This is a genomic window from Sivoneniella epilithica UHCC 1019 (genome assembly GCF_040830845.1).
Lineage (GTDB): Bacteria > Cyanobacteriota > Cyanobacteriia > Leptolyngbyales > Leptolyngbyaceae > ULC077BIN1.
In genome coordinates, this window is sequence record NZ_JBFPDP010000059.1 from 1 (window position 1) to 26,492 (window position 26,492).

Sequence of the window (26,492 nt, forward strand, 5' to 3'; positions counted from 1 at the left end):
CCTCGCCCGTCGCTTGGGCGCTCGAACTATTCCTGATTGCATTCGCGATCTTGCCAACCAAATCCATCAAGTTTTTCACTGGCTAACATGAAACCACCCTGCCTCTCCCACGGGAGAGGGGTTTGGGGTGAGGGCGATTAGTTGCACCACTCATCACTCAAAATTAAGAACTCAAAACTTTTTCCTCCCTATTCCCTATCTTCCCAAACTCCACCAAGATGAACCGGAGTTGCTGCCAATCAGTTGTTGTGCCTTAGCTCGAACTTGAGCATAGCGATCGCCGCTGCTGACGTTAATCAGGCTCCCTTGGGTATAGCCAGCGGTGGTGACTAAGCGAGCGCCGACTTCTTGGGCTTGGCGATTCATTTGAGCCGTGTAATTGGGCTGCACTGCTTTACTAATCACGTTGCTCAGTAAGCCACTGACCACGTTGCCCACTAAGCCATTATTGAAACCGAGTTTAGGGGCTACCAAACTGCCCAGCGTTGGCAGGAGCCGAGTGATCGTATTAGTAGAGTTCGTGCGATTGACCAGTTTCATTGGATGAGAGAGGGAAGCGTGTCCGATTTGACGTGCCAGAATGTTCGCTAGGGATGCCTCAGAGTTGGCATTAGCGATCGCGCCTGCACTAATGAACACCTTGCCCCCTGGAAGCGCCAAAGCTCCAGCATCGCGGTCTTTCACCACATAAAACTCGTAGGGCAAATCAGAGCGATTGGATGCCTGCGCCAACTTTCGCCCAATCTCATTAATGTAGCTCGTCACTTCAGTATCGTTGACCAATTCCACTTTACCCAAGAGTTCCCGCGCCATCTGAGCGCCAATTGCGGCTTCGCTTTGATTATTGCTAGTCCAAGCAGGAGTTTGCACAGAATTTACTGGAGGAGAGACTTTGCCTGTGAGGAGATATCCGAGTCCAGCGGTGACCACATTTCCCAACAAACCGTTGCGCGATTGATTTTGGCTGATTCCTGGAGTTTGCTGCAAGTTGTTTCCAATTAAACCTGCCAATTCTGTAGTCAGAGAGCTATTGGGATTTTTGAGGGCAAATTGACGGGCAATCGAGTTCGCTTCCGTCCAACGGTTCGCTTTGCCGTAGGTTGCCACGAGCGATCGCACCAAATCGGGCTGATTAGGATTTTGAGATAACGCTTGTTGCAACGTGTAGATTGCGTCTTGACGGCGATTGCTGGCTTCCAGAGTTTGGGCTAAGCGAAGATGACCCGGAATGAATTGAGGATAGCTTTTCACCAACTGCTGCAACAGCGACAGTGTTTGACTATCCAAGGTTTGGCTAGTAGAAATCTGCTGCCAAAATGCTTGTGCCGCTGGAGGCAACCCATCAGCATTATTGCTAAACCCGGTACTGGGTTGCGTCCATGGCAGCGTTTGCGGATAGCCTGTTTGTGGGTAGCCTACCGTGGGATATCCCGGAGAATAAACCGGAACCCCATAACCACCCGGCTGCATGACTGGATATCCCTGAACAGGCGCTCCTTGAATAGGCACCCCAACTGGATAGCCCTGATTTGGATAGCCCTGATTTGGATAGCCCTGATTTGGATAGCCTTGACTCGGAATCCCAATTTGGGTTGTCACCTGCACCGAAAAACCGCCAGGAGCATTTTGGGGAGCGCTATACACAGGAGCAGAGGGCGCACCATAGACCGGAGCATTCGAGGGATAACCATACTGAACATTCGACGGATAGCCATATTGAGGCGCTGCTACTGGATAGGCATACTGGGGTGAACCCATCGGCAGATACACGGGCACTGGAGTTGGAGCGATCGCAGATTGCACAGGAGCCGCGATCGCTGTTGGATTGCTCACGGTCGCCGGAGTCGGCTGGTTAACAGGTTGGGCAGGGGTGACCGATACGGCAGGTGCAACAGGCGTGACTGGAGTTGCAATTGGGCTAGAAGTAGTCGTAGGTGTAGTTGTATCAGTTGGAGTGGATTGAGTTTGAGCCGACGAGATCGTCGGTGCAAAAAATAGAAGAACCGCGCTTAAAGGTAAGGTACGGCTGAGCAACAGAGAACAAGAGTTTTTCATAGAGAGTGGAGAGTGGTTGTCAAAGGTGATTAAGGTTGGTAGCCGCACCCTTTGACAAGGATCGTTTTAATGAGATGTTGACAAGCAAAAAAGTGCTAGACCAGTGACCATGGAAAGCGCAAAAGACTATTCTCTGAAAGCAATTCGCTGATGACGATTAGCAAATCGCTTTCTTGGATAAATGCTGTCAACTAACTTAGCTGTTTACTTTGATAGAAAAATCTTGGCAGATGTTCCGCAATTTCAGATCTTTCTCTCGCTCGAAGGCACAAGCGATCGCGTGAATGGTTCTGTAATGCAGGTTTTCATCAAGCCCTCGACCCCACTAACCGCAATTACTGGAGTATTTAGCTGGGTGGCGAGATCCTCTAAGGTCATATCGTCGAGAAAGCGGGGATCGTCGTGCTTTAACATGACATCGGGAAGCAGTAGCGCATCGCCAAGATCCTTTCCCTGAAGCGCACTGAGAATATCTTGCCCGGTGATTAAGCCAGTCACAGAAATCTCTTGCCCCCAATATTGGCTGGCGATCGCCACCATTTTCACCTCCAGCCCTTCCACCTCGTTCAATCGCTCTAACATCGGCTGGAATGCTAACTCCACCGCATTGCCGACAACCCAGGTAAAACGACGGGGTGGAAACACGGTTTTCGGAAGATTGTTTGCCGCATTTTGAAAGGCTTTGAGAAATTGACGAATCGAGCCAACCCCATTGCCAATTTGGGGATAGTCTTCGTAGTGGGACTCTGGCGGCAATTCTCGCCCTGCAATCAAAAACCACTCATCCGCCAGCCAAACAAATGTAGAGTTAAACTGCTGTCGAAACGTGGTTTGCAGTGCTTGAACTTGATCGATGACTTCCCGTGCTTTGTCAGGGGTAACGGGGATTAGCTCATCGTCAGCCGGACGAAAACGGGTCAAACCCACGGGCACCACGGCAACCGAAGCGATCGCAGGCAAATCGCCTTGATGAAACCGGGCTAAATCCGTCAGGGTTTGAGTCAAGTGTTGCCCATCATTCACACCGGGACACAGCACCACCTGAGCATGAATCTGTAACTCCCGTGCTTGAAACCATTGCAGATGCTCCAACAGTTGTCCGGCGCGCAGATTTTTCAGCAATCGAGTCCGCACCTCTGGCTCTGTGGCGTGAACCGACACATACAGGGGCGAAAGGCGCAGTTGCTCAATCCGATCCCATTCCCGCTGGGTCAAGTTGGTCAGGGTGAGGTAGCTGCCGTAAAGAAAACTGAGCCGATAATCATCATCTTTGAGATAGAGCGTTTCTCGTTTGCCGGGGGGCTGTTGGTCAATGAAGCAAAAGGGGCAACGGTTGTTGCACTGAATCAGCCCATCAAATAGGGCAGTTTCAAATTCCAAGCCCAAATCATCATCGTAATCTTTTTCAATTTCGACCTGATGCGCTCTGCCGCTGACATCGAGTATTTCCAGTTCTAGCACTTCGTCAGCGCAGAGAAAACGATAGTCGATTAGATCGCGGGGGCGCTCACCGTTAATGGAAACCAAGCGATCGCCGGCTTCAAACCCAATTTCTGCCGCAATTGAATCGGGCAAAACGGCAGTGATTAGAGCAGGACGAATCGACAGGTCACTCATTAGGAGAAGTAGTTTTGAATTTTAAGTTTTTGGTAGGGGTTTGGCATTCGGGCAATGAATCCTGTAATTTATCCAAGAATTATGTTCCAAATGCTAACCCCGTACAGTCTTCTCTATTCTTACGTGTTTTTTAGCCAGCCGATCGCCACGGATGCTAGAAGCGTGATGCCAAATGCCAGTCGATACCACACAAAGACCCAAGTGCTTTGACGTTGCAAATAGCTCAGCAGCCACGCGATCGCTAGATAGGAAAAGATAAAGGAGGAAATAATGCCTGCCAGCAGCGCAATCACGCTGTCAATGTTGCTAAAAGCTTTACGCGCCTGAAACAAAGTGGCGATCGTCAAGGTTGGAATGCCTAGCAAAAAGGAAAACCGAGCAGCAGTTCCACGTTGTAACCCTAAAAACATTGCGGTCGTTAACGTTGAGCCAGAGCGAGAAGCACCCGGCAGCAAGGCGATCGTTTGCCCTAATCCAACTAAAATTCCATCCTGAATCGTCAGGGAGTCAAAATCTCGCTTGCGGCTGCCAATTTTTTCAGCCAGTGCCAGCAACAACGCCATCACAATCGACATCACAGCAATCAGCAAAATGTTATCTGGTAAAACATCTTTTAGTAGAAAGCCGACTAGCAAAGCCGGAATTGTACCTACAGCAATTCCCACTAAAATCTTCCATTCTTCTCGCTGCCAGTCTTTTTGCCGATAGGCTGCCCATGATCCTGACAAAATTTGAACAATATCTTTCCAAAAATACATTACGACTGCAATCACGCTACCGAATTGAATCGCATCCACAAAGTACTTTTGTCCCAGTGCATCCCAGCCTAAAACTTTTGTAAAAACCAGCAAGTGAGCCGTGCTGCTAATGGGCAAAAATTCAGTGATGCCTTGCACTAACCCTAGGGCGATCGCCTGAAACACTTCTACAACTAACCCAGGGGATTGAGCCGATTGGGTTGCAGTGTCTATCACTGCCAGCAACATGGTTGAAATCAAGATGAGTCCTCCGCTTTCACTAAAGCTCGTCAATTTTAAGCCGCTAACAGTTTGCACCCGATTGAGCGAGCTACTGATCCGCGAGTAGGCTTGACAGCAACGGCGCTTTTTCGTAGCTAGTATGGCATTCGTTCGATAAAAATTTGCCATTTTTGATGGACTCACGTCTTATCTTTAATGTTGCGCTTACCAAAGCTGGTGAGTAGGCATCATTTCTAGGGTTCCCGCGATCGCTAGATTTTTTCGATCTTCAAGCGCCAAAGATTAAGACATTGGAAAACCCATCACTTTCAAGCAACGCAAACTGGAGACGCACCATAGAAGTCTTTCCCAGTTTATAATTGAAAAATATGCCCCCCATGGGGATAAACGGTTTCCTGTGTTATGTTAAATAACGTAAACTAAATAAGAATGTTGCTTAACTTCTCTGGCACTTTACTATTTTTTAACCTACTTTGATTTCCTATCCTCCCCCTTCTCCAAGCAGTTATGTGCCTGAACCGCCCTTTTTATCTAAGGTTGACAGGGCAGTTGAAAATCTTTCTTTTGCTGAAGCGGTTGAAACAAAAGTTATCGCGATAACGGGTCAACACTGGCGTTTATTGGCAGTAGCCGTGTTGTTGGTGTCAGTGCCTGTGTTTGTCCAGGCTCCGTTGGTGCGATCGCTGCCCTTCATTAGCTTGCTGGCAACATTGGGATGGTGGGCATTGTCTAATCGCTTATCGGCTCAGCCTAAAACTCAGGTTTGGGGAGATTTGCTGTTGGGTTTTACCTGGACTTGGCTAGCGGGTTCGCTCTACTGGGGTTGGTTTCGGTGGGAGCCTTATTTTCACTTGCCTCTTGAATCAATTGGCTTACCCTTCGCAGTCTGGGGCATTTCTCGGAATCATAGTAAAATTGGTCACTTTTTTTACTTAGGGTCTCTTCTAGGAACGGCAATTACAGATATCTACTTTTACCTAGTCGATTTAATTCCTCACTGGCGATCGCTAATGCTGGTGGATGAAGAGTTGGCTCGTCCCATTTTTCACGCCGCGATCGCTCAAGTTCAAACTCCTTGGGGAATTGGCTGGGCTTCAGTCCTAATTATTTCACTCCTTTCATTTAGTCTGTTGCCCCTCCGCTCTTCAAAGCTACATTGGTGGGTTTTCGGCGGTGCTGTTTTGAGTACAATCCTAGTAGATGGTTTGTTTTGGGTGGCGGCTTGTCTTGCTTAAGAATAAGCCGTGAAGCATCGTTCTAAGTTAGGCTAGGGGGATGTCTATTAGCCCCTTGTCGGAGTACACTCGAAATGAAGAGTGGTCAGTCACTCTTTGGCGCTATGCTGACACTGCGTTAATGTGTCGGGATGCATCATGGGGGAAGCCTTTTCTTTAAATGCAGTCTGTGTTGACTACACAACCTACTCCTCATCTGCTGCTCCGTACCGATTCGGGCTACCGTCGTTTGCCTTTGACTGGGACAAACTGTTGGACAGTCGGTCGCAGCGAGGACAATAACTTTGTGCTACCTGATCGATGGATTTCGCGTAATCATGCCATGTTGCAGTACATGGAAAGCGGTGAGTTTTATTTGATCGATTTGGGTAGCCGCAACGGGTCGTTTGTCAACGGTCGTCGCGTTAGCATTCCCGTGACGCTTAAAAACGGCGATCATCTTACCTTTGGGCAGACGGAGCTTGAGTTTTACTGTCCGTCTTCTAAACATTTTGAAGAGGCGGAGTCAGGAAACGAAAAAGATTTTACCGCAACGGCAACGTTGCATGTGCGGCGGTTGATTTCAGTGTTGGTTGTAGACATCCGCAACTTTACAGGTTTAACCCGTCAGCTTGATGAAAAAATTCTTTCCGAAATGATTGGAACTTGGTTTCGTCATGCGGGAGAAATTATTCGTGAAAATGGCAGTTGGGTTGATAAATACATCGGTGATGCGGTGATGGCAGTTTGGATTCATGGTGCGCAAGAAGTAGATAACCATGAAATGCTGCAAATTTTGCAGGCGCTCAGTGCAATGCAAAAAATGACGAGCGATCTTTATAATCTTTATCCTTTACCGTTTCCACTGCGGATTGGGGCGGGGATCAATACGGGCTATGCCATGGTGGGTAATACGGGCAGTGGCGATCGCCCGGATTACACGGCTTTGGGTGATACTGTCAATGCTGCCTTCCGGTTAGAAACTTCGACCAAGCAGATTGGTAAAGATATTTCCGTTGGTAAAACGACTTTTCAGTATATTTCAACTTTGGGGAATGGTTCCACGCCGTTGTCAGAACATACGGTGACGATGCATGGCTACGAAGCACCCGCGATCGCCTATGCTTGCACCTTCCCCGAACTAGAAGCCTTTCTCAAAAAGCAAGAAACTGTATAACTACTCTCTATTTCAACGACTCTGGCTCTGTTTGGACGGGTGCTGTCCACCAGCGATCTGCTTGCACTAGGGTATGAACTTGCCATTCAGGTTGGGTTCGCGGATAGTCCAAACGATAATGTCCGCCCCGGCTTTCGGTGCGGAAGTTGGCGCTTTTGAGCATTAGCCCAGCGACTTCTAGTAAGTTCCGCGTTTCTCCCCATAGCCGCACAGTAGGCGCAGTATTGGGTGAGGACAATTCAAGCGTCTGCCCCGGCTTCAACGTCTGGAGCGATCGACTGATCGGCAGGGCGGCAAACTCCTGTTGCCAGGTTTCAACTTGAGCGATCGCCGCTTCCATCTGGTCTTGATTGCGACAAATTCCAGCACTCCGCCACATCAATCGGGGCAATTCTCGCCGAAAAAGCTCTAGAGATTCAAGCTCAGAGGCAGTCAAAAAAAGATTTTGCTCACTATTTGCTGTTTGCCATTCGCCATTCGCCATTCGCCCCTCATCATTCGTCATTTCTCGAAATTGGGCACCAAATACTAAACATTCCAGCAAAGAATTACTCGCCAGCCGATTCGCACCTTGTACCCCCGTGCTAGCCGTTTCGCCAACCGCATATAAGCCCGAAATAGAAGTCTGGTTAGTAATATCTGTGGTAATGCCTCCCATCCAGTAGTGGGCGGCAGGCGCAACGGGGATCGGTTCGTTGAACACATCAATTCCCCACCGCTGGCACACTTGAATAATGTTAGGAAAACGGTGGTGAATTTTATCAGCAGGAATGGAGCATAGATCGAGCCAGACATGGGCAGCCGCAGGATCGGCTTTGGTGGCTTGTAGATAGCTGAAAATGGCTCGACTCACTACATCGCGGGGTGCTAGTTCACCATCAGGATGGTAGTCAAAGGCAAAACGCCGCCCTTGATCATCGACTAAATGGGCACCTTCGCCCCGCACGGCTTCACTAATAAGAAATCGAGGCGCACCCGGTTTAGTCAAGGCGGTAGGGTGAAATTGGACAAATTCTAAATCGCGCAGGGTGGCTCCAGACCGATGGGCGATCGCCACGCCATCCCCTGTACTCAACTCTGGATTCGTCGTTTGGGCAAACACCTGTCCGCCACCCCCCGTCGCTAAAATTACGGCTCCAGCCCGAATCCAACTAATTTGTGCGCCATACGCGATCGCGATCCCCAAGCATTGTTGAGTCGTGTCATCCATCCACAGATCAAGCGCAAAGCCTTGTAGCACTTGAATATTTTTTTGAACTAAAACCTGTTCTGCGAGAGTGCTGACTAGGGCACGCCCGGTTGTATCGGCGGCATGAAGCACCCTCCGCCGAGAGTGGGCTGCTTCTAGGGTTAACGCTAAGGTGCCGCGATCGCGATCAAACCCTACCCCCATTTCCACCAGCGCTTGAATACACTGGGGTGCTTGCTCTACCAAAAACTTAACTGCATCATAATCACATAAGCCTGCTCCAGCGCTGAGAGTGTCTTTGATATGCAGATCCGAAGAATCATTTGGGTCAATCACAGCCGCAATCCCTCCTTGTGCCCAATCGCTGGCTGACAGGGAAATTGGCTCTTTGGTAATCAAACCAATCCTTAAATGTTTCGGCAAGCAAAGCGAGGTATATAGCCCTGCCGCACCTGCTCCAATAACCAGCACATCAAAGGCTGGGAGCAATGACAGAGATTGAGGCGTTGCTGCAAAGCTAGAAGACAAGGATTAACCCCATAAACGGACTGTCTGAGCGAGTGGTAGATCAAAAAAAAGACGTTGCTGAATACAAGTATGATTTCTGACTGTAGGGGTAGGTCTTGTGCCTACCCTGCCGGAGAGCAAGGGCAACCACAAGGGATTGCCCCTACAAATTTCATCCCCAGATTTAGCAATACCAAAAAAAAGTTGCTCTCTGTCTACTTTAAGCATAGACATTGAGCAACCTATAAGATAAACGGTATGAAAATGATCTAACGATAGATACCGTTATTAATTCGATCCGCCCCTTCAACCAAGGCTGATTCTTGGGTTGTGGCGGTGAAGCTATCTAGGTTTGCGCGCAAAATTTCCTTTTGGCGATCGCTTAACCCATCAATTTCTAAGACATCCTCTACGTTTTCGTAGGGTGCATTTTTCACAATTAAGCTTGCCAAAGTCGGGTACATCCCTTGATATAACCGAAATGACCGCATGTTGGTATTGTTCAAATCGATTTTTGCACCTAACTCGCTCATTTTGTCGCTAACCACATCCCGCAGATCAGCTTCTGCTTCTGCTTTTGCAAAAAACCTAGGGGCTGAGGCTGTAGCGTTAAGCCAGCTAAATTGAGCGATCGAGAGTTGGCTTACTGAAGCAGTTTGAGGAGTAGCTAGGGCAGTTTGGCTTAAACCCGACCAACTCAAAAAGCTAATCATGCAGGTTGCCAACAGGCAGAATAGTCGTTTCATAAAGTTTATATCTCCCATTCCATCTCACGGAATCTTGACGATGTGTGGTGTTTCTTAGAGCCTATCATTTCCCGGTGCCTATCTATCATTGCTCTAAGCCGAACAGCCCGCTTCTACAGAAAACGTGATGTTTGTAATAAAAAGACAGCAAGCCGAAAACTCGCTTTCTTACCCCACACTCAAAACTTTACACTCTGCTTTACAACTTTCTCATGACTTCTGGCAGAAGATTCGCTGGGATTTTGGAAAGCGCTAGGGTTTGACCCTGAATGCCAAACTCACTATGAAAAGCGCGGGTCGTTTGGGTGATGTAGTCCAAGGTTGTCTGATAAAAATCGGAGCGGGGTTCCCAGCCCTGGAGCGCTTGCAAATGTTGAGTTAGAGAAGCTTCTAGCAACGTTTGGCGCTGAGGTGGGGTGAGGCTATGGTGTCGATCGCTGGCAAGTTGGTAATAGGACAAACCCAAGTTGTTGTAAGTGGCAAACACATCAAAAGTTAGGGCTGGACGGTGTTCAGTTTGAGCAGAGAGTGCTTCTACCGCCGCGATCGCAGCTTCATAGGCTTTAATCGCCTGCTGTAACTGCTGTTTGCGATCGTTCTGGGCAGTTGTTTTCAGGTTTGCCAGGTTCCAATAAGCCGTACCCAAGTTATTTTGGGTGGCGGCGAAGGACGTAGGCACAGTATCCAAGGTGCGGTAATTGAGGGCAGTGTGATAAGCCGCGATCGCCAATTGCAATAGCCGAGTCGGAGATACGATGGAGTGAGCCAGATTGAGATTAGGGTTGGGTTTAAGATGCTGAGCCAGATTCCAGTAGGCAGTGCCCAAATTGTTTTGAATCATGGCATAGTGCATCGGTTCAGAATTTGGGCTGTAATACTGAAGGGCAGCGTGATAGGCTGCGATCGCCTGATTAAGTCGAGCGATCGGCTGTTGATGCTGAGCCAAATTCCAACAGGCAGTGCCTAGGTTGTTCTGAGTAGCGGCATTGCGCGCCGTGTTTTCTTGCGGATCACAGTAGCGCAACGTTGAGTGTAAAGCTGATTCGTAGGCTTCAACCGATTTCAGTAAATTATTGGCAGGGTCTTGATAGTGAGCCAAATCTCCGTAAGCCGATCCCAAGTTGTTTTGAATCATGGTGTAAGTGTGAGGATTGGCTTGCGGCGTGGTTTTATCCAGTGCCAAAGTATAAATGTGAATCGCTTTTTGCAAGCTGCTAAGTTGTTGCTGTAGCTTAGTTGCTCCTGCATCTGCTCCTGCATTATGAGACTGCATCCAATACAGATTGCCTAAATCATTGGCTCCATCGACCCATTGCAGGGTGTCATCTTGCAGCCATTCCAGCGCCTTCTCATGAACCGCGATCGCGACTTCTAAGGTTTCGGGCGATGGATTACCCTGCTCAAGTTGATTTTGATAGAGCCGACCCAACTCGCGATAGGCTGCCGCTATCGTTTTTGGGGCGGCTCGTTGCTCTAATAACTGATCGATTTGCTGTAAGGTTCTTAGCGCTGTTTGATGTTCGGCTAGGGCAGGTTCTTGGGTGAGTGCGGCGAGAATTTGCTGAGTCAGGCGAGAGGTGGAAGTGAAAGAAGTTTTGAGTTTTGAGTTTTGTTCGCGTAACGTTAGAGGTATTTTGGGTGTTGCTTCGTTGCGCGGCGGGTCGCCTGCGTCTAACTGTGCCAAATCATAGGTCAGCATATCCCAAATGGATTCTTCTATCGGAGCAGCCTCTAGCAAAGATTCCGTGAAAGGCTCAGGGCAATAAAGTGGCAGGACGGGTGCTGGCGGAGGTTGGGAGAGGCTGGAATGATCGGTATAGTGATCTGCTGGCAGCATTGGGAGCGGGGCGATCGCCGAATCTAGAGTGCGATCGCTGCTTAACCGAGCTTGACTAATGTTTCGCAGCGGCGCGGGGTCACCCTCAAACTCAAATAAGGCGGTGTGCCAATCCCAAAAGGCTGGAGCCGATTGTTGCAGCGATCGCAGCCAAGGACGGGGCAACCACAACACGATCGTGCCATCGATTCCTGGCAAATAATATTCAATCGCTTGGAGATGAGTCAAAAATCGTTTTTGAACTGGAGCAGGCTGACGAGTGAGATGCTCTATGCCAAGAATCTGAAAGCCTGGAGAATGACTTGTATCGGGCGAATTACCATGCTGCGACAACCACTGAGCGACTTGAGCCATTGGGTTCGGATCGCTCAGATTTAAATTCAAACTCACAAAGCGCGGAGAGCGAAGAGCCGTCTGCAACTGGGCAACCAGATAACTGCGTAGCTCTAGATCATCACAAACTGCTAAAAAGATTTGACGACGCAAATTAAGTTGCAGCGACGTTTTGAGCCGCGAATACAGCTTCTGGTTCACTCCAGAAATAGAATAAGCAGCAGCGTTCATCACAATGGCGGGCGTAGGGCAGTCGAATAGCATGGTTCAAAAATCAATGCCAGAGCCTCTCAATCAAAAAAGCTCTGGCTGGCACCGGGTACATATCACCCTCTTTCAAAGTTTTTTGATCTTCTCAGGAAAGTGGCTGGGAAATTGTGGCGTTACTTAAGGAAAAAAGGAACTAGAAAAAATCGGCGTTGCTGAATAGAAGCATGATTTTTGACTGTAGGGGTAGGTCTTGTGCCTAACCCTGATGGAGATGAAGGGCAACCACAAGGGATTGCCCCTACGAATTTCATATCTCGATTCAGCAACGCGAAAAAATCAATACGACAGCATCTTGTAAAGATCGTTAGAATGAAGAACTGAGATTCAAACGAATTTGCATTAAACAAATTAATAGTTTGAACTCGCTTTCCTTTCAGCGTCTTCACCTATGCCATTACCCATTGTTGCCATTATTGGTCGCCCAAATGTGGGCAAGTCTACTGTTGTCAATCGGTTGGCGGGGGTGCAAGAAGCGATCGTGTATGACGAACCCGGCGTGACTCGCGATCGCACCTACAAGCCTGCCTACTGGCGCGATCGTGAATTTATGGTCGTTGATACGGGCGGCTTAGTATTCGACGACGACACAGAATTTTTACCCCTGATCCGCGAACAAGCGCTAACTGCATTAGCCGAAGCGAGTGCGGCGATCTTCATCGTGGATGGCATGACTGGACCAACCGGGGGCGATCTGGAAATTGCTGAATGGCTACGACAACAGCCCGTTCCAGTGTTGGTGGCAGTGAACAAGTGCGAGTCGGTTGAGCATGGCATTATGCAGGCGATGGAGTTTTGGGAATTGGGCTTAGGTGAACCCTATCCTGTGTCTGGCATTCATGGCAGTGGCACCGGGGATCTGCTGGATGAATTGCTGAAGCTTTTGCCGCCTCAAGAGGATCTGGTTGAAAGTGACGAAATTAAGGTGGCGATCGCGGGACGACCGAACGTTGGCAAATCGAGTCTACTCAATGCATTTGTTGGCTCCAATCGCGCCATTGTTAGCCCCATTTCGGGCACTACTCGCGACGCGATCGATACCCTAGTTGAGCGGGATGGGAAAACCTATCGTTTGATTGATACTGCTGGGATTCGGAAGAAGAAAAGTGTGGAATATGGTCCCGAATTTTTTGGCATCAACCGCGCCTTTAAAGCGATCGCCCGCGCAGATGTGGTCTTGTTTGTCCTAGATGCGATCGATGGCGTGACTGAGCAAGATCAAAAACTGGCGGGGCGGATTGAAGAAGAAGGACGCGCCTGTGTATTGATCATCAACAAATGGGACGCGATCGAAAAAGACAACGAAACGATTTATGAATATGAACGCGATATTCGGAGTCGGCTGCACTTTGTCGATTGGGCAGAGATGATTTTCATCAGTGCTAAAACTGGGCAACGAGTCGAAAAGATTTTGGATCTTGTGAATGTTGGGGCTGAGCAGCATCGTCGTCGCGTCACAACCTCTGTGATTAACGAAGTATTGGAAGATGCCATCAGTTGGCATACCCCGCCCACCACTCGCGGGGGTCGTCAAGGTAAGATTTACTACGGCACTCAAGTTAGCACTCAACCCCCCTCGATCGCTTTATTTGTCAACGATCCTGACCTATTTAGCGATGGCTATCGTCGCTATATTGAGCGCCAGTTTCGTCAATCCCTAGGGTTTACAGGAACCCCGCTACGGCTGTTTTGGCGCGGCAAAAAGCTGCGTGATTTAGAACGGACTGAACGAACCGTAAACCGAGCCACCCGCGTGAAGACAAAGTAGCCCATGGATTTGCTGCGATCGCTCCCATTGGGGCTTTTTTTAGAACAACCCACCACTTGGCTACATCGCCTCGATCCTCGGATTAAACTAGCATGGCTGCTCACCTTCCTGTTGGCTCCTGTCCTAGCGACTCCATTTTGGCGGCTGCTGTTGGTGGGGTTGTTGCTGCTCCTCACCCTTTCCGCCAAAATTCCGCTGCGAGTTTGGCGGCAACAGTTGGGTTGGCTAACTTTTCTCTGTGGTCTCATCTTTGTGCTGACTACGCTGCTTCCTGATGGGTTAAATGCCAGTCACCAGCCCCGATTGCCTGAAAACGAACTCACGTTTTCTCAACAAACTATGCTGCCACCCCCACCAGAATCGCAGTCTTGGAATCCGCTAACCTGGACGAAATCACCGGAAAATTCTACAGAGTCTCCCGCGATCGCTTTGCCGCAGCCAACTGATTATCGCTATGTGCTGCTAAAGGTGGGTTCGTTGACCGCCACCCGCCGATCACTGGATCTTGCCATTCGAGTCAGCACCTTGCTATTTACGCTGCTTTACAGTACAAATCTGTTTTTGCTAACGACGGCACCCGAAGCCGTAACCGCTGCGATCGAAAATTGGATGAGTCCCCTACGTCGCTTCAAAGTGCCAGTCACAGAAATTGCCCTAACGCTGACTCTTTCTCTGCGGTTTATTCCACTTGTGCTAGAAGAATTTCAAAACTTGGTGCGATCGGTCACCACCCGCGCCATTAACTGGAAAAAGCTAGGGTTGCGCCGTACTCTACAGATTTGGCTGCTCGTTGCAGAGCGATTGCTAGAAAATCTGTTGCTTAGAGCAGAGCAAATCGCCAGTGCCATGACGGTTCGCGGGTTTACTACTCCCAATCAGCATCATGTGCCCTGGCATCAATTTCGCCTTAGAATTCTAGATTGGTTCGCGATCGCGGCTATCATTCTATTCTGGGGAGTTCGCATCTTTTGGAGTGGCAGTCTTTAACGGGTTGCTTTATGTTTCAATACCATCGTTAATCGATTACCTAATAAGAAAATAGGGTAATCGACGGGCGTAGAACCAAAACCCTGTACTATCGAGAGCGTTTATCCAAAGCAAGTCTCAATGAGCGACGAAAATTACTTAAATCATCCAAACTTTGGCTTGCTTTTTAGAATGTGCCTGGTTGATACGAACCGAGAGTTATTCACAACTCTCTATGCCCAAAGGTTGTTTTTCCTCGTGTCCACAGGCGAAAGTGGTTTAGAGTTTGAGCCTGTGGGTCGTGCTGATGCCCGATTAGCGATTGAAAATCGCATCCGGCAGTTGCGACGTTTAGGATCTTCACCAGAACACACTGAACTTCTCAAACTCTACAAACAAACTTTTCAATGACGGTTCACTTAGTCGGCACGATTTCTGAACGCATTGCCCAAATTCAAGCACCCTTGCCGCTCTCAGTTCGCTTAATCGCAGTTACCAAACAGGTGCCTATAGAAGCAATGCGAGAAGCTTATGCAGCAGGAGTTCGAGATTTTGGGGAAAGCAAGGTTCAAGAAGCCGAAAGTAAGCAAAGAGAATTAGCCGATTTGCCTGATATAGTTTGGCATTTGATTGGACATTTGCAAATGAATAAAGCCCAGAGAGCATTGCAATGTTTTCAATGGATTCATTCTGTTGATAGCTTAAAACTTACTCTGCGGCTTGATCGCTTAGCAGCCCAACTCACTCAAAAGCCTCAGATTTGTTTGCAAGTAAAACTACTGCCAGATCCCAACAAATATGGCTGGACACCCGCAGAATTATTGACTGATCTCGCCGAACTTGATCACTGTCAGCATCTCCAAATCAAAGGATTAATGACCATTCCGCCGATGGGCTTGAGTCATACAGAAGTGCTTGAACTGTTTGAACAAAATCGCCAGTTGGCAGCCACAATTCGATCGCAAAATTACCAGCAAATTCAGATGCAAGAGCTTTCCATGGGCATGTCGGGAGATTTTCCTCTAGCAATTCAAGCAGGCGCAACCCTAATCCGTTTAGGACGAGTTTTATTTGGCGATTCGTGAAACGTTAGCGAAGCTTTCCACAGGAATCCCTACGGGAATCGCCAACCTTAAGCTTTGGTTAAATGTATAGAAATTGACAGAAAGACTTAAAGATTTAATGATATTCAACACGAACTGCTAGTGAGAGTACCAAATTCTTTAAAGAACAAAATTGCTTTGAATTTACAGCCCTGCTTTTCACAGCCTTGCTTCTAGAGTTTCACAATTTATCCAAAGAAATACAAATGAATCAGCAAAAAGGTTTAATTTACTCTGCTAACAAGTTCTTTCTCCCATGAAGGATCTTTAGAAAGACTACTAAATTATCAAGTTTTAACACAACCCTTGCTTAGGTTTTACATTCTGCTGAGTAATAGAGCCGTCAAATGGAGCAAAATTAGACTTCTTGAGACTTTCTTTCCTCATCTCCCACAGAAATATAAAAAACCTTAATAAAAGATCCACTTTCAGCAAGTAGGAGTATACTAATCTCTCAATTCAGCGAAAACGGGTAGGAGCAGTGAATTGATTGACCTACCGCTTCAACCAATGCCATCATCTAAAAGTTTTTAATCAGCACGTAAGCTGAGAAGCAGTTTTTATAGTGTTCTGACAGATTGAAACTGCTAATTGTTAGAGTGCATCGGTGAGTATTGGAAAACGTGTGTGTGAATGGACAACTGATCGTGATGGAGCGTAAACAGTGAGCAACAATATTTTTGGTAAGCTACGGGATTTCGTTGGTTTTAATGAACCAGTGGAATATGAATATGAGTATGACGAAATGGACGGGGAAGATTATCAAGGTCTTTATCAACAAGACCAAGCTCAACAACCCTCCTCTGAAGAGCCTCGCGCTCGTCGCAGTCGTTACCGCGATCGCCCTATGATGACTGAACCAACCAATGTGGGAACACCAACCATGAATGCAGCCTCAATGAGCAACGTAATTGGTATGCCGGGAGCCGTCAACGGGATTTCTGAAGTGGTGGTGATGGAACCCCGCTCTTTTGAAGAAATGCCCCAAGTGATTCAAGCGTTGCGAGAGCGCAAATCTGTTGTGCTGAACCTGACGATTATGGACCCTGACCAAGCTCAGCGTGCAGTTGACTTTGTGGCAGGTGGAACCTACGCGATCGATGGTCATCAAGAACGGATTGGCGAAAGCATCTTCTTGTTTACGCCTAGCTGTGTTCAAGTCAGCACTCAAAACAATGTGGTTCACGAAGTGCCGCAGCCTCAAGTGCGCATTCCTCGTGCCGCTAACCCCGCTGCAACTTGGGGCAATGAGCCAGTCCGCATGGCGCAGTAACATTAAGCTGTTATACAGTCATTAGTCGTTATTGCCTGCTGATTATTCAGTGAACGATTGATGATTTGTTTTCGCACTTCTTGGTTTGAAGAGAGCGATCACACAGCTTAGGAGATGAAATGTCGATTCAACTTGGCATGATTGGTGGCGGGATGATGGGAGAAGCGCTCATCTCCCGCCTCGTTATTCAAGGCATCTATGCGGCTGAGCGGATTTTAGTGAGCGATCCCCAGGCAGAGCGCCGCAAGTTTTTGAGCGATCGCTATGGAGTTCAAACAACCTCTCAAAATTTAGAAGTTGCCCAAGCGGAGGTGCTGCTGTTGGCAGTTAAGCCGCAGGTATTTGATCGAGTTGTGGCAGAGCTTACAGGAGATGAAACCCCATCACTGTCGCTGATCTTATCTATCCTCGCAGGAACACCCTTAGAAAAACTAGAACGGGCTTTTCCGGGTAAAGCGGTGATTAGAGCCATGCCCAATACTCCTGCTACTGTGGGTGCAGGAATTACTGCGATCGCGCCCGGTCTACTTGCTCAACCCCATCACTTAGAGCAAGCAACTCGCATTTTTGGCGCTGTTGGCGAGGTGGTAGAAGTGGCAGAATCCTACATGGATGCCATCACAGGTTTATCTGGCTCTGGTCCTGGCTACGTTGCCCTGATAATAGAAGCGTTGGCAGATGGAGGCGTGGCGGTAGGGTTGCCCAGGGCGATCGCCACAAAACTCGCCATTCAAACCGTCAAAGGCTCTGCCCAATTGCTACAAGACACTGGCATACACCCGGCTCAACTGAAAGATCAGGTAACTAGTCCCGGTGGCACCACAATCGCGGGTATTGCTCAGTTAGAACGCGCTGGAGTTCGTTCGGCTTTAATTGAGGCTGTTCGCGCTGCATATACGCGATCGCAAGAACTAGGAAAATCATAAATCTTTCTGTGTTCAACCTTTAAAAAGCGGCAGGGGTCTACATATGTAGACCCCTGCCGCTTTTAGAGAGAACTTTAAGAAGAAGTGAAGGCGATTTGGAAGAAACCGCTGCCTCCTACCTTACCGAGAGAATCTACAATTGTGAACTGGAAGCCATCACTAGAACCAACCCCCGAATATCGGTAGGTGACAATGCCATCCGTAATATCCTTCTGGCTGAAGGATTGTCCTGTCGTCAAGACTGTACCATTGCGGCGTATCTCACCGGCACTGGGGAGCGACCCTAATCTAAAGAACACTTCAGCCGGTAGATTATCGTCATCCGTTGCTCGTAAGATGCTAGTGCTAATCTGACGAGTTGCCGGAGTTCCCGCCGTTAGCGTCAATGGAAGATTAGTTACTAGAACTGGCGCATCATTTACAGGCGCAACTGAGATATTGATAATGCCAGGAATAGGCGCAGCTACGCCATCTCCCACCAAGAAAGTAAAGGCATCTGCTGACTGTTCGCTACCATTGTGCTGGTAACTAATTAAGCCGTTATCAATATCTTGCTGTGTAAAGATAGCACCAGTTCCAAGACTTAGGCTTCCTCGGCGTAATGCTCCAAAGATCGGTTGACCTTGCAGCGTATAGCGCACATCAGATGGCAGATTATCCGGATCGGTGGTGAACAATACGTTTCGGAGACTGCGAGAGCTACCCTCATTGAGAGACAATGAACCGGCTGAAACTACTGTCGGTGCATCATTGACTGCCGTGATAGCAATGTTGAATGATCCCAATACTGTACTGTTGCCATCCGTCACCGAGAAGTTGAATTCATCAGTAGGCGACTCAGTACCATTATTCTGATAAATCAGCAGACCATTGTTGATGTCTTCCTGCGTAAAGGTTTGACCTTGGCTTAACGGCGTACCGCCAAACTGTAGTTCTCCTGCATTCAGGTCGCTCTCTAAGGTATAAACAAGCTCAGCAGGATTAGCATTATCCACATCTGTGAACAGCAGCAGAGTATCTAAAATTGTGCTGCCCGACCCTTCAGAGAGAGCTAGCCCTGTGTTGACTAATGCTCTTGGTGGATCGTTGAATGGCAGAATCGCAATATTGAAGGTCTCCGGTGCTGCTGGCAAGAGCGTACCACCATCTGAAATTTGGAAGGTAAAGCTATCTGAGGTTGCCTCACTGCCATCTTGGGCATATCTCAAACGATTGTTATCGATATCTGCCTGAGTAAATCGGCTACCAGTCGTTAGGGTTATAAATCCAGAGCCATTTACAATCCTTAGCTGCCCAGCAGTTGGCGTACCCGCAACAACGTAACTAATCTGATTCGCCGTGTTGTCTACATCGGTTGACCGAAGCAAACTGTTACTGATGATTACATTAGTTGAAGTTCCGCTGCTTTCGCCAACAGTTAAGGTGTTAACGGATAGCAAGACTGGGTCGTCATTCACCGAAGTCACATTAATGGTGACAGTGCCTAGTGCTGGAACGACTGGACCAGAACCCGTTGCCCCTTGATCGCTAATATTAATAATTAGCCTGTCGGTGCCAGAGAAGTTGGCATTGGGCTGATAGCTGACGTTGGCAAAGGCGCTAACAAAATCATCGATCGCGCCTGTAAAGGTGACAAAACTACCGCCATTCGAGCCACCCACCACGTTCAGTCCATCCGCTTGTGGAAGCGTAATCGTCCCTTGCTGTACCGATAGCACGACTCGAACAGGATTACTGCCCGAATCAATATCAGTAAACTGAATCGCATCTGCGCCACTAAAGACCAGCGGCGTTAGCGGATCTTCCTGAATGGTTTGCGTTCCAGGCAGGGTCAACGTGGGTCTGTCATTCACCGGAGTAACAACAATAGTAAACAGTTGTGGAGCCGAGGTATCCTGTCCATTTCCAGGCGTAACCCCACCATTATCTGTCAACTGAACCGTCACCACTGCCGTCCCATTGGCATTGGGTGCCGAGGTATAAGTCAGCGTCCCCGTTGGGCTGATGGTGGGTGGTACTAGGAACAGCGATGGATTGTCATTGTCCACCAAGAAGCTCACGACTTGTGAACCGCTTTCGCCCGGTCCGGCGGTGATGTTAGATGCAAAGCCAGGAACTGTTCTCGGTCCGCTGTCTTCAGCTACCGTCTGAGTAGCGCCTCTAGTAAAGGAAGGTGCATCATTGACTGGCAGCACATTAATTGTGAAGACGTAGGGGGCTGCCGCATCCACACCGCCATTGGCAGTGCCGCCGTTATCTCGTAGAGTTGCTGTGATTACCGCAGAACCAAAGGCATTGGGAGCGGTTTGGAAGCTAAGTAATCCAGTTGTTGCATCAATCGTAGGTCTGGCATTGGATAGGAACAGACTTGGATTGCTGCTCACAATGCCAAAGCTGAGAGTTTGAGCCTCGTTCGGCGCTCCAACAGATAAATCAGTCACAAATGGAATGCTCTGAGCCACATCATCCTCAAGCACTTCGACTAGAGGAGATGCCGGGGGCGTGAAGGTGGGTGCATCGTTTACCGATCGCACCACAATCGTAAACAGTTGTACTGGAGAAGCATCCACGCCACCATTCTCAGTACCGCCATCATCTTGCAAACTCACTGAAACAACCGCCGTTCCAAACGCATCCGGTGCCGCCGTATAGGTAAGAGTGCCCGTTGGACTAATGGCAGGAGCAACGCTGAACAACGAATCGTTATTGGTACTCACCAAGAAGTTCGCCGATTGAGTCGCTTCATTTGCCAAGGTTGTGGTGGGACCAGTACGAATGGCACTTGCCCACCCATTAACTGTGACAGCAGCAGCATCCTCATTAATAGTCTGATTGGCTCCCTTCGTGAAAGAGGGCGCATCGTTGACTTGATCAATGGTGATGGTCAGGACAACCGGATCAGAGGTGTTGATACCGCCATTAAGAGTGCCACCATTATCTCTGAGAATCACAGTCACGTTTGCCACCCCATTCGCATCTGCACGCGGCGTATAAGTGAGAGTGCCTGTCGATGAGTTAATAGCTGGGGCTGTCTGGAACAAGGCTGGATTATCATTGCCTGTGACAACGAAGGTCAATGCCTGTGCTTCATTCGGCGCACCGGATGAAATACCCGTTGCCCAACCCGGAACAATCACTTGGGGCGCTGCGGAGGTCGATGAGCCAGATTCATTAATCGTGAAACTGGTAGCGCTGGGTGTAAAGGTTGGTTTGTCGTTGATAGAAGTAACGTTCAGGCTGATTGATCTGGTGACAGATGAAGCTCCAATCGATAAACCCGTTGCGCCCTGATCGTCTACTGTCACCGTGATCCGATCAGCCCCGAAGTAGTTGGGATTACCTTGATAGACCAAACCAGCCAGTGCTGCTTGAGCATCGGCAACTAAGCCTGTAAAGACCAGGGAACTACTGCCATTGGTGGTGTCATTGATAAAGCTGAGTAGCCCGTTATCGTTGACCGTCAAAGTACCGTTGGGAGCCGTGAGGGTTATCAGAAGTGGACTATCCCCAGAATCCACATCATTCAAGGTGAGGTTCAGTGCAGTAGTTGGGAGATCCTCGCCCACTATAATAGTTGCGGTTGGCACCGTTAGCGTGGGCGTATCGTTGACTGCTACCACGTTCATGGTGATGACCTGAGTTGTAGGCGTTGTGCCATCTGTCACCTGAATTGTGATTTGCTCTGTCCCGTTAAAGTCCTGTGTTCCTCTGTATTTCAGGTTATTTAGGGCACCAGAGATAGCACTAGGGGTGCCGCTGAAGGAGATAGAGCCTGTATTGTTCCCTACTAAACCGACCAACCCGCTGGTAGAACCTAATCCTAATGTGCCGCCAAGTTCACTGGTGAGTGTTACTGTTAGCGGCGTGGAATCTGGGTCAGTAGCGTTGATGCGATTGATGCCGGAGAATGTGAATTGAGTGTCTTCATTCACATTTAAGAGGGCGGCAGTCGGTACGGTAATTGTGGGCGCATCGTTAACGGGGTTGACCGTGAGGCTAAATGTGGACAGTGGCAAGATGCCTGTTGATCCGTCGGATGCAGTGAACGTAAAGCGATCGCTGGTAAACTCACTACCGTTATTCACATAGGTCAACAGGGTGGCGCTAATATCTGCCTGAGTAAAGGTTTGTCCAGATGAAAGCGTTGTGCCATCTCTGAGCAGAGAGCCACGGGTTGGCGCAGTACTAAGGGTATAGATTGGGCTAATGGCTGGTCCATCTGGATCGGTGATTAAAAGTGCCGCATCAGTAATGATGAGCGTGTTCCCTTCCTCTACCGGCAATCCAGTATTCGAGACGATCTTCGGTGCATCGTTGACTGGCGTGACAGAGATATCGAAGGTTTGAATGCCTGCTGCGTCTCCGTTTGTATCCGTTACATCAAAGACAAAATTGTCCGTCGTGGTTTCACTGCCGTTGTGCTTGTAGGAAATGAGATTGCCGTCAATATCTGCCTGAGTAAAGGAATTAACAGCGACACCCCCTTTCAGAAGGGTTCCATTGGCAGGAGCAGAAGAAACATTAAAGGTTAGCTGCGAAGATACATTATCTGGATCAGTTGCATTGAGAATTGACTTGGTAAGGGTAACCAATCCTTCCTCTAAAAGCGTGATGCCAAGGTTGGTGGCAATAGTTGGCGCATCATTGCTGGGGGTGATATTGATGCTAAACGTGGTTAAACCTACTAAACCAGGTGCGCCTAAGCCGGAGGTTGCTCCATCGGAAGCGGTGAACGTAAAGCGATCGCTGGTAAACTCACCACCATTGTTGATGTAAAAGACCTGACCGTTATCCAAATCAAGTTGGGTAAAGGTTCCTCCAGCCGACAGAGTAGTGTTGCCACTGCGTAAAATACCCCGCTGTGGCTCATTTCCTAGCGTGTAAGTCAGCGGTCCAGGTCCATCATTGTCGGTAATAAGTAAGTTACTGCTGTTGAGTGGAGCGGTTGCGCCTTCCCCTACAGTAAGACCGAGGTTATTGGCTAGTCCAGGTGCATCATTGACTTGAACCACATTAATGTTGAATGTAGCCGGATCTCCTGGAATACCCGACTGATCCGTGAGGGAGAATGAGAAACTGTCAGAAGAGGCTTCTGAGCCATTCTGTTGATATCTGACCAAGCCGCTATTGATATCCGCTTGGGTAAAGCTGGTTACTGCCGTGCCATTCAGCGAGATAGCGCCACCTGATGGAGCCGCCGCCACCGCATAGGTAATCTGAGAGGCGAGACCATCTGGGTCGGTCGCATTAAGCAGTGAGCTAGAGAAGCTAACACTTCCCCCTTCTGTTACGGTGATCTGCGGGTTTGTTGTGAGTAGGATAGGCAGATCGTTAACGGGAAGAACACTAATGCTAAAGGTTTGGGGTGCCAACAGGGTTGTGTTGCCTGATTCATCGGTGAAGGTAAACGTGAAGGCATCCCTAGTCGTTTCGCTACCATTTTGTTGGTAGGTAACCCGACCATTGTTAATGTCATCTTGCGTGAAGATGCCGCCAACGGAGATAGGGGAACCCGCTACGGCTAGCTGACCGTTTGCTGGAGCAAGAGAGCCAACTGTATAGCGAAGGAATGGCGGGGCACTATCAGAATCGCTGATATCAAGCTGAGCATTCGATAAGGTTACCCGCTCATTTTCGTTGACGGTCAAGCTTGGGTTAGTCGTTAATAAGACAGGAGAGCCTTTTACTCCTAAGACAAAGATTTCAAAGGTCGCTGGGTCGGTTGTGTTTACCCCATCCGAAACGGTGAAAGTGAAGCGATCGCTATTGCTAGAAGTGCCATTGTGCACATAAGAAACACGACCCGAATTCAAGTCTGCCTGGGTGAAGGTATTCGCCAGAGTAGAGTTGAGAAAGAGCGTTCCTTGAGTCGGCGCATCAGTTACCAAAAATGTAATCTGATCTTGAGCAGCCGCAGATACCAACTCAGCATCGGTTGCCCTTAAGAGCGTTGCCGCAATAGTTCTGCTTGCACCAGTACTGACCGTAGTCCCCGTATTGGTCACGAGTACTGGCGCATCATTTACCTGCAACACGGAGATGCTAAACGTGCGTTGGGCTGGCACCAAGAACCCACCGGCACCATCGGTTGCGGTAAAGGTAAACCTGTCACTACCCGGTATATCTGCTCCGTTCAGATCGTAAGTTTCACTGCCATTCTGTTGATAACTCAGCTTATTGCCGTCAATATCTGCCTGGGTAAAAGTGCTACCCAAGGTGAGCGGCTGCGCTCCACCTAAAACATTCAGTAGCAATGTGCCCTTAGTAGGCGAACTGTTCAAGCTGTAAACAATTTGCGGTGCAGCCTGCTCTATATCGGTAACCAACAAACTGCTGCTGCCAATGGTGGTCGCCAGCCCTTCTGTAACCGTGATGGGAGCAAGAGAAACCAAAACAGGCAAGTCATTGACTGGAACGGTATTAATCGTAAAGGTTGTATTAGGAATTGAGCCACCCTGACCATCAGATACCGCAAAAATAAACCGATCAGTTAGATTAGCTTGTTCACTACCGTTTTGCTGATAGACCAGCCTTCCCTGATTAATATCTTGCTGGGTAAAAATATCACCCGTGCTAATCGCCGCTCCATTACGCAGCAGACTGCCATTGGCAATATTAGGTGCGCCTGCTAGCTGATAAGTTAATTGTGCAGGTGAATTATTGGCATCTGTAACCAGCAGCAAGTTGCTGCTAATGGTTTGTGATGATGACTCGTTCACCGTGAGTGGACCACTAGTGACTAGCACAGGCGGATTATTGACTTGTATACCTAATTCATAAGGGCTAGCGGCTCCCACTCCACCAGCAAAGACTCGTATATAGTAAGTTCCGCTAGCGAGACTTATATTTGTCAAGATTTCAGGTGTGAGCGCTGCGTTAGTTGCAGAGGCAGTCACTACTCCACTGCTATTCAAAATCTGTATGTCTAAATTACCTGTTAAGGGGGCACCAGCTACGCCATTCAGGTTCAAGCTAACCAGTGATTGCCCGTTGAGCGTGAATCTGTAATAATCGTTTGGATCGCTGGCTGTAATGGAATCACGATATGCTCCATTGCCATTTAGAATGCCTATATTGAGGGATGCTGCTAATGTGTTTCCGGCTGCGTCTTGTTGGGTAACTGGCAGCGATCGCATTAAGGGTGCATCAGCTTGCCAATTAGTACCATTAACTGTGGTGATTGGAGCGATCGCAGTGCGACTGAGCCCATTCATCAACCAAACTTCGTTAGCTCCGGTAGAAAAGTTGCGGAAGAGTATATCAACCTGTCCATCTGCATTAAAATCTCCAACAACTTGGGGCGTTAGAGCAGGTGGAGCAATCAGGTTGGCAGACGAAGCCAAAGTTGTTCCATTCAAGAACCAAACTAAATTGGTACGCGTCGAGAAGTTATGCCATAGCAAATCGGGAGAGTTATCGTTATTAAAATCACCAATTCCCTTAATGCGCCAACCAGAACCAGGTAGAGTTCCTATCGTTACAGTGCTGGCTATAGAAGAGGTTGAATTCAATAACCAAGCGCGAACTGTGCCTGTCGAAATATCTTGAAAAATAATGTCTGGAATAGTGTCGCCATTCAGATTGCTAACTCCAGAGATAACGACACTAGGATTTGATTCACGAGGCAAAAAACCAAAGCTAGTTAACTGAGCATTGGCGTTTAACAGCCAAACTGTCTGACTTCCTATAGGAGCATCAACGGTGCCAAAGTATCGCCAAATGAGATCACCAATTCCATCATTGTTAAAATCACCTGCTCCCGAGAGAACCCAAGAAGGGTTTAAAGTAGGTTCAATGCGAGTATTGGCGACTAGAGATGTCCCATTCATTGTCCAGATACGAGTCTCTCCAAAGCCATAATCACGCCAAGCTAGATCAGTGCGGACACCTGTATCACTTTGAACATTAAGCGTATAGTTTGTGCTAGGCGTAGTGTTGGTAGGATCGGCAGGATCGGTTGGCGTACCAGGAAATACTCGAATGAAATAGTCACCTGGCGTAAGAACAGTGTTGATTGTTTCAATCAACGATCCTTGATTAAGGGACTGAAGTGGAACACCACCAACGGAGACCACTGCGCCAGTGGCATCGACAATGGCAACGTCTGCATTTGCACTTAAACCTGTCAACGCTAGGTTAAAACTGCTACTTTTATTTAGCGTAAATTTGTAATAGTCTTCATCGCCGAACTCTACTGAGTCGGTAAATGTCTTTATGTTTGTACCTAAGGAAATCGGAAGAGCGGTACTTAGGGTATTTCCAATACTGTCAGGCATCGCGGCTATCACCCCATCAAATGGCATTGCTATGATGCCCTATGAGTTGATCTCGGCATACACACGTTACACAACTTTACAAAAACTGACGTTTTGCTTAGAAAAATCGTGGTTTTCACCGCAAGCAATTAGCATTTTATACAAAATTTTTAGAGAAGTTGTATGGGTGGAGAGGTTGTATAGGCAGGGTGGTTTCATGTTAGCCAGCGAAAAACTTGATGGATTTGGTTGGCAAGATCGCGAATGCAATCAGGAATA

16 protein-coding genes are annotated in these 26,492 nt (G+C 48.3%); 9 read left to right on the forward strand and 7 right to left on the reverse strand.

The features are described 5' to 3' along the window. Nucleotides 1-195: 195 nt before the first annotated feature. The 3 genes from AB3R30_RS23510 to AB3R30_RS23520 form a co-directional block, all read right to left on the reverse strand. Nucleotides 196-2,055, reverse strand: a complete 1,860-nt coding sequence (locus AB3R30_RS23510) for a M48 family metalloprotease (RefSeq protein WP_458651645.1) — start codon at nt 2,053-2,055, stop codon at nt 196-198. Between the two features lie 243 nt (nt 2,056-2,298). Next, nucleotides 2,299-3,672, reverse strand: coding sequence for a TIGR03279 family radical SAM protein (locus AB3R30_RS23515; protein ID WP_458651646.1), 1,374 nt, complete (start codon nt 3,670-3,672; stop codon nt 2,299-2,301). A gap of 119 nt (nt 3,673-3,791) precedes the next feature. After that, the gene (locus tag AB3R30_RS23520; protein WP_458651647.1) at nt 3,792-4,670 is read right to left on the reverse strand and encodes an undecaprenyl-diphosphate phosphatase; all 879 of its coding nucleotides are present in this window, start codon (nt 4,668-4,670) and stop codon (nt 3,792-3,794) included. 491 nt (nt 4,671-5,161) lie between these two features. On the opposite strand from AB3R30_RS23520, the gene AB3R30_RS23525 reads away from it, so the two are divergent. Together AB3R30_RS23525 and AB3R30_RS23530 are read left to right on the forward strand one after the other, a co-directional pair. Next, complete coding sequence (locus AB3R30_RS23525) at nt 5,162-5,887, forward strand: DUF3120 domain-containing protein (RefSeq protein ID WP_458651648.1); 726 nt, start codon at nt 5,162-5,164, stop codon at nt 5,885-5,887. Nucleotides 5,888-6,056: 169 nt separating this feature from the next. Continuing rightward, on the forward strand, nt 6,057-7,043 hold the full coding sequence (locus tag AB3R30_RS23530; RefSeq protein ID WP_458651649.1) for an FHA domain-containing protein: 987 nt from the start codon (nt 6,057-6,059) through the stop codon (nt 7,041-7,043). A 7-nt stretch (nt 7,044-7,050) separates the two neighbouring features. Here AB3R30_RS23530 and nadB read toward each other — a convergent pair whose 3' ends face one another. The 3 genes from nadB to AB3R30_RS23545 all read right to left on the reverse strand — a co-directional run bounded on the left by nadB (nt 7,051) and on the right by AB3R30_RS23545 (nt 11,919). Further along, nucleotides 7,051-8,760 carry an L-aspartate oxidase gene (nadB, locus tag AB3R30_RS23535; RefSeq protein WP_458651650.1) on the reverse strand — a complete coding sequence of 570 codons (1,710 nt, stop codon included), beginning with the start codon at nt 8,758-8,760 and terminating at the stop codon, nt 7,051-7,053. 248 nt (nt 8,761-9,008) lie between these two features. Then, nucleotides 9,009-9,485, reverse strand: a complete 477-nt coding sequence (psbU, locus tag AB3R30_RS23540) for a photosystem II complex extrinsic protein PsbU (protein WP_458651651.1) — start codon at nt 9,483-9,485, stop codon at nt 9,009-9,011. Between the two features lie 199 nt (nt 9,486-9,684). Next, complete coding sequence (locus AB3R30_RS23545; protein ID WP_458651652.1) at nt 9,685-11,919, reverse strand: hypothetical protein; 2,235 nt, start codon at nt 11,917-11,919, stop codon at nt 9,685-9,687. Nucleotides 11,920-12,313: 394 nt separating this feature from the next. Between AB3R30_RS23545 and der the strand changes: the two genes are divergently transcribed. From der to proC, 6 genes are all read left to right on the forward strand, one after another. Next, nucleotides 12,314-13,690, forward strand: coding sequence for a ribosome biogenesis GTPase Der (gene der, locus AB3R30_RS23550; RefSeq protein WP_458651653.1), 1,377 nt, complete (start codon nt 12,314-12,316; stop codon nt 13,688-13,690). Between the two features lie 3 nt (nt 13,691-13,693). Then, a complete protein-coding gene (locus AB3R30_RS23555) occupies nt 13,694-14,677 on the forward strand; it encodes an energy-coupling factor transporter transmembrane component T family protein (RefSeq protein WP_458651654.1) in 984 nt (327 codons plus the stop codon). 120 nt (nt 14,678-14,797) lie between these two features. Continuing rightward, nucleotides 14,798-15,067: a transcriptional coactivator PipX gene (pipX, locus tag AB3R30_RS23560; RefSeq protein WP_458651655.1), complete on the forward strand. Its 270-nt coding sequence runs from the start codon at nt 14,798-14,800 to the stop codon at nt 15,065-15,067. Continuing rightward, nucleotides 15,064-15,741 (forward strand): YggS family pyridoxal phosphate-dependent enzyme, encoded by a 678-nt coding sequence (locus AB3R30_RS23565; RefSeq protein WP_458651656.1) that lies wholly within the window; start codon nt 15,064-15,066, stop codon nt 15,739-15,741. The genes pipX and AB3R30_RS23565 overlap by 4 nt, the downstream gene beginning before the upstream one ends. 682 nt (nt 15,742-16,423) lie before the next feature. Then, nucleotides 16,424-17,032 (forward strand): cell division protein SepF, encoded by a 609-nt coding sequence (locus AB3R30_RS23570; protein WP_458651657.1) that lies wholly within the window; start codon nt 16,424-16,426, stop codon nt 17,030-17,032. Nucleotides 17,033-17,151: 119 nt separating this feature from the next. Then, nucleotides 17,152-17,958, forward strand: coding sequence for a pyrroline-5-carboxylate reductase (gene proC / locus AB3R30_RS23575; protein ID WP_458651658.1), 807 nt, complete (start codon nt 17,152-17,154; stop codon nt 17,956-17,958). A gap of 74 nt (nt 17,959-18,032) precedes the next feature. Here proC and AB3R30_RS23580 read toward each other — a convergent pair whose 3' ends face one another. Beyond that, on the reverse strand, nt 18,033-26,261 hold the full coding sequence (locus AB3R30_RS23580) for a cadherin-like domain-containing protein (RefSeq protein WP_458651659.1): 8,229 nt from the start codon (nt 26,259-26,261) through the stop codon (nt 18,033-18,035). A gap of 4 nt (nt 26,262-26,265) precedes the next feature. Here AB3R30_RS23580 and AB3R30_RS23585 point away from each other — a divergent pair. After that, a partial coding sequence (locus AB3R30_RS23585) for a hypothetical protein (protein WP_458651660.1) occupies nt 26,266-26,492 on the forward strand: 227 nt, incomplete at its 3' end.

Bases quoted from the DNA above. Each gene is read 5' to 3' on its own strand.
- AB3R30_RS23510 (WP_458651645.1), bottom strand. From the start codon at position 2,055: ATGAAAAACTCTTGTTCTCTGTTGCTCAGCCGTACCTTACCTTTAAGC.
- AB3R30_RS23515 (WP_458651646.1), bottom strand. From the start codon at position 3,672: ATGAGTGACCTGTCGATTCGTCCTGCTCTAATCACTGCCGTTTTGCCC.
- psbU (WP_458651651.1), bottom strand. From the start codon at position 9,485: ATGAAACGACTATTCTGCCTGTTGGCAACCTGCATGATTAGCTTTTTG.
- AB3R30_RS23545 (WP_458651652.1), bottom strand. From the start codon at position 11,919: ATGCTATTCGACTGCCCTACGCCCGCCATTGTGATGAACGCTGCTGCT.
- der (WP_458651653.1), top strand. From the start codon at position 12,314: ATGCCATTACCCATTGTTGCCATTATTGGTCGCCCAAATGTGGGCAAG.
- AB3R30_RS23555 (WP_458651654.1), top strand. From the start codon at position 13,694: ATGGATTTGCTGCGATCGCTCCCATTGGGGCTTTTTTTAGAACAACCC.
- pipX (WP_458651655.1), top strand. From the start codon at position 14,798: ATGAGCGACGAAAATTACTTAAATCATCCAAACTTTGGCTTGCTTTTT.
- AB3R30_RS23565 (WP_458651656.1), top strand. From the start codon at position 15,064: ATGACGGTTCACTTAGTCGGCACGATTTCTGAACGCATTGCCCAAATT.
- proC (WP_458651658.1), top strand. From the start codon at position 17,152: ATGTCGATTCAACTTGGCATGATTGGTGGCGGGATGATGGGAGAAGCG.
- AB3R30_RS23580 (WP_458651659.1), bottom strand. From the start codon at position 26,261: ATGCCATTTGATGGGGTGATAGCCGCGATGCCTGACAGTATTGGAAAT.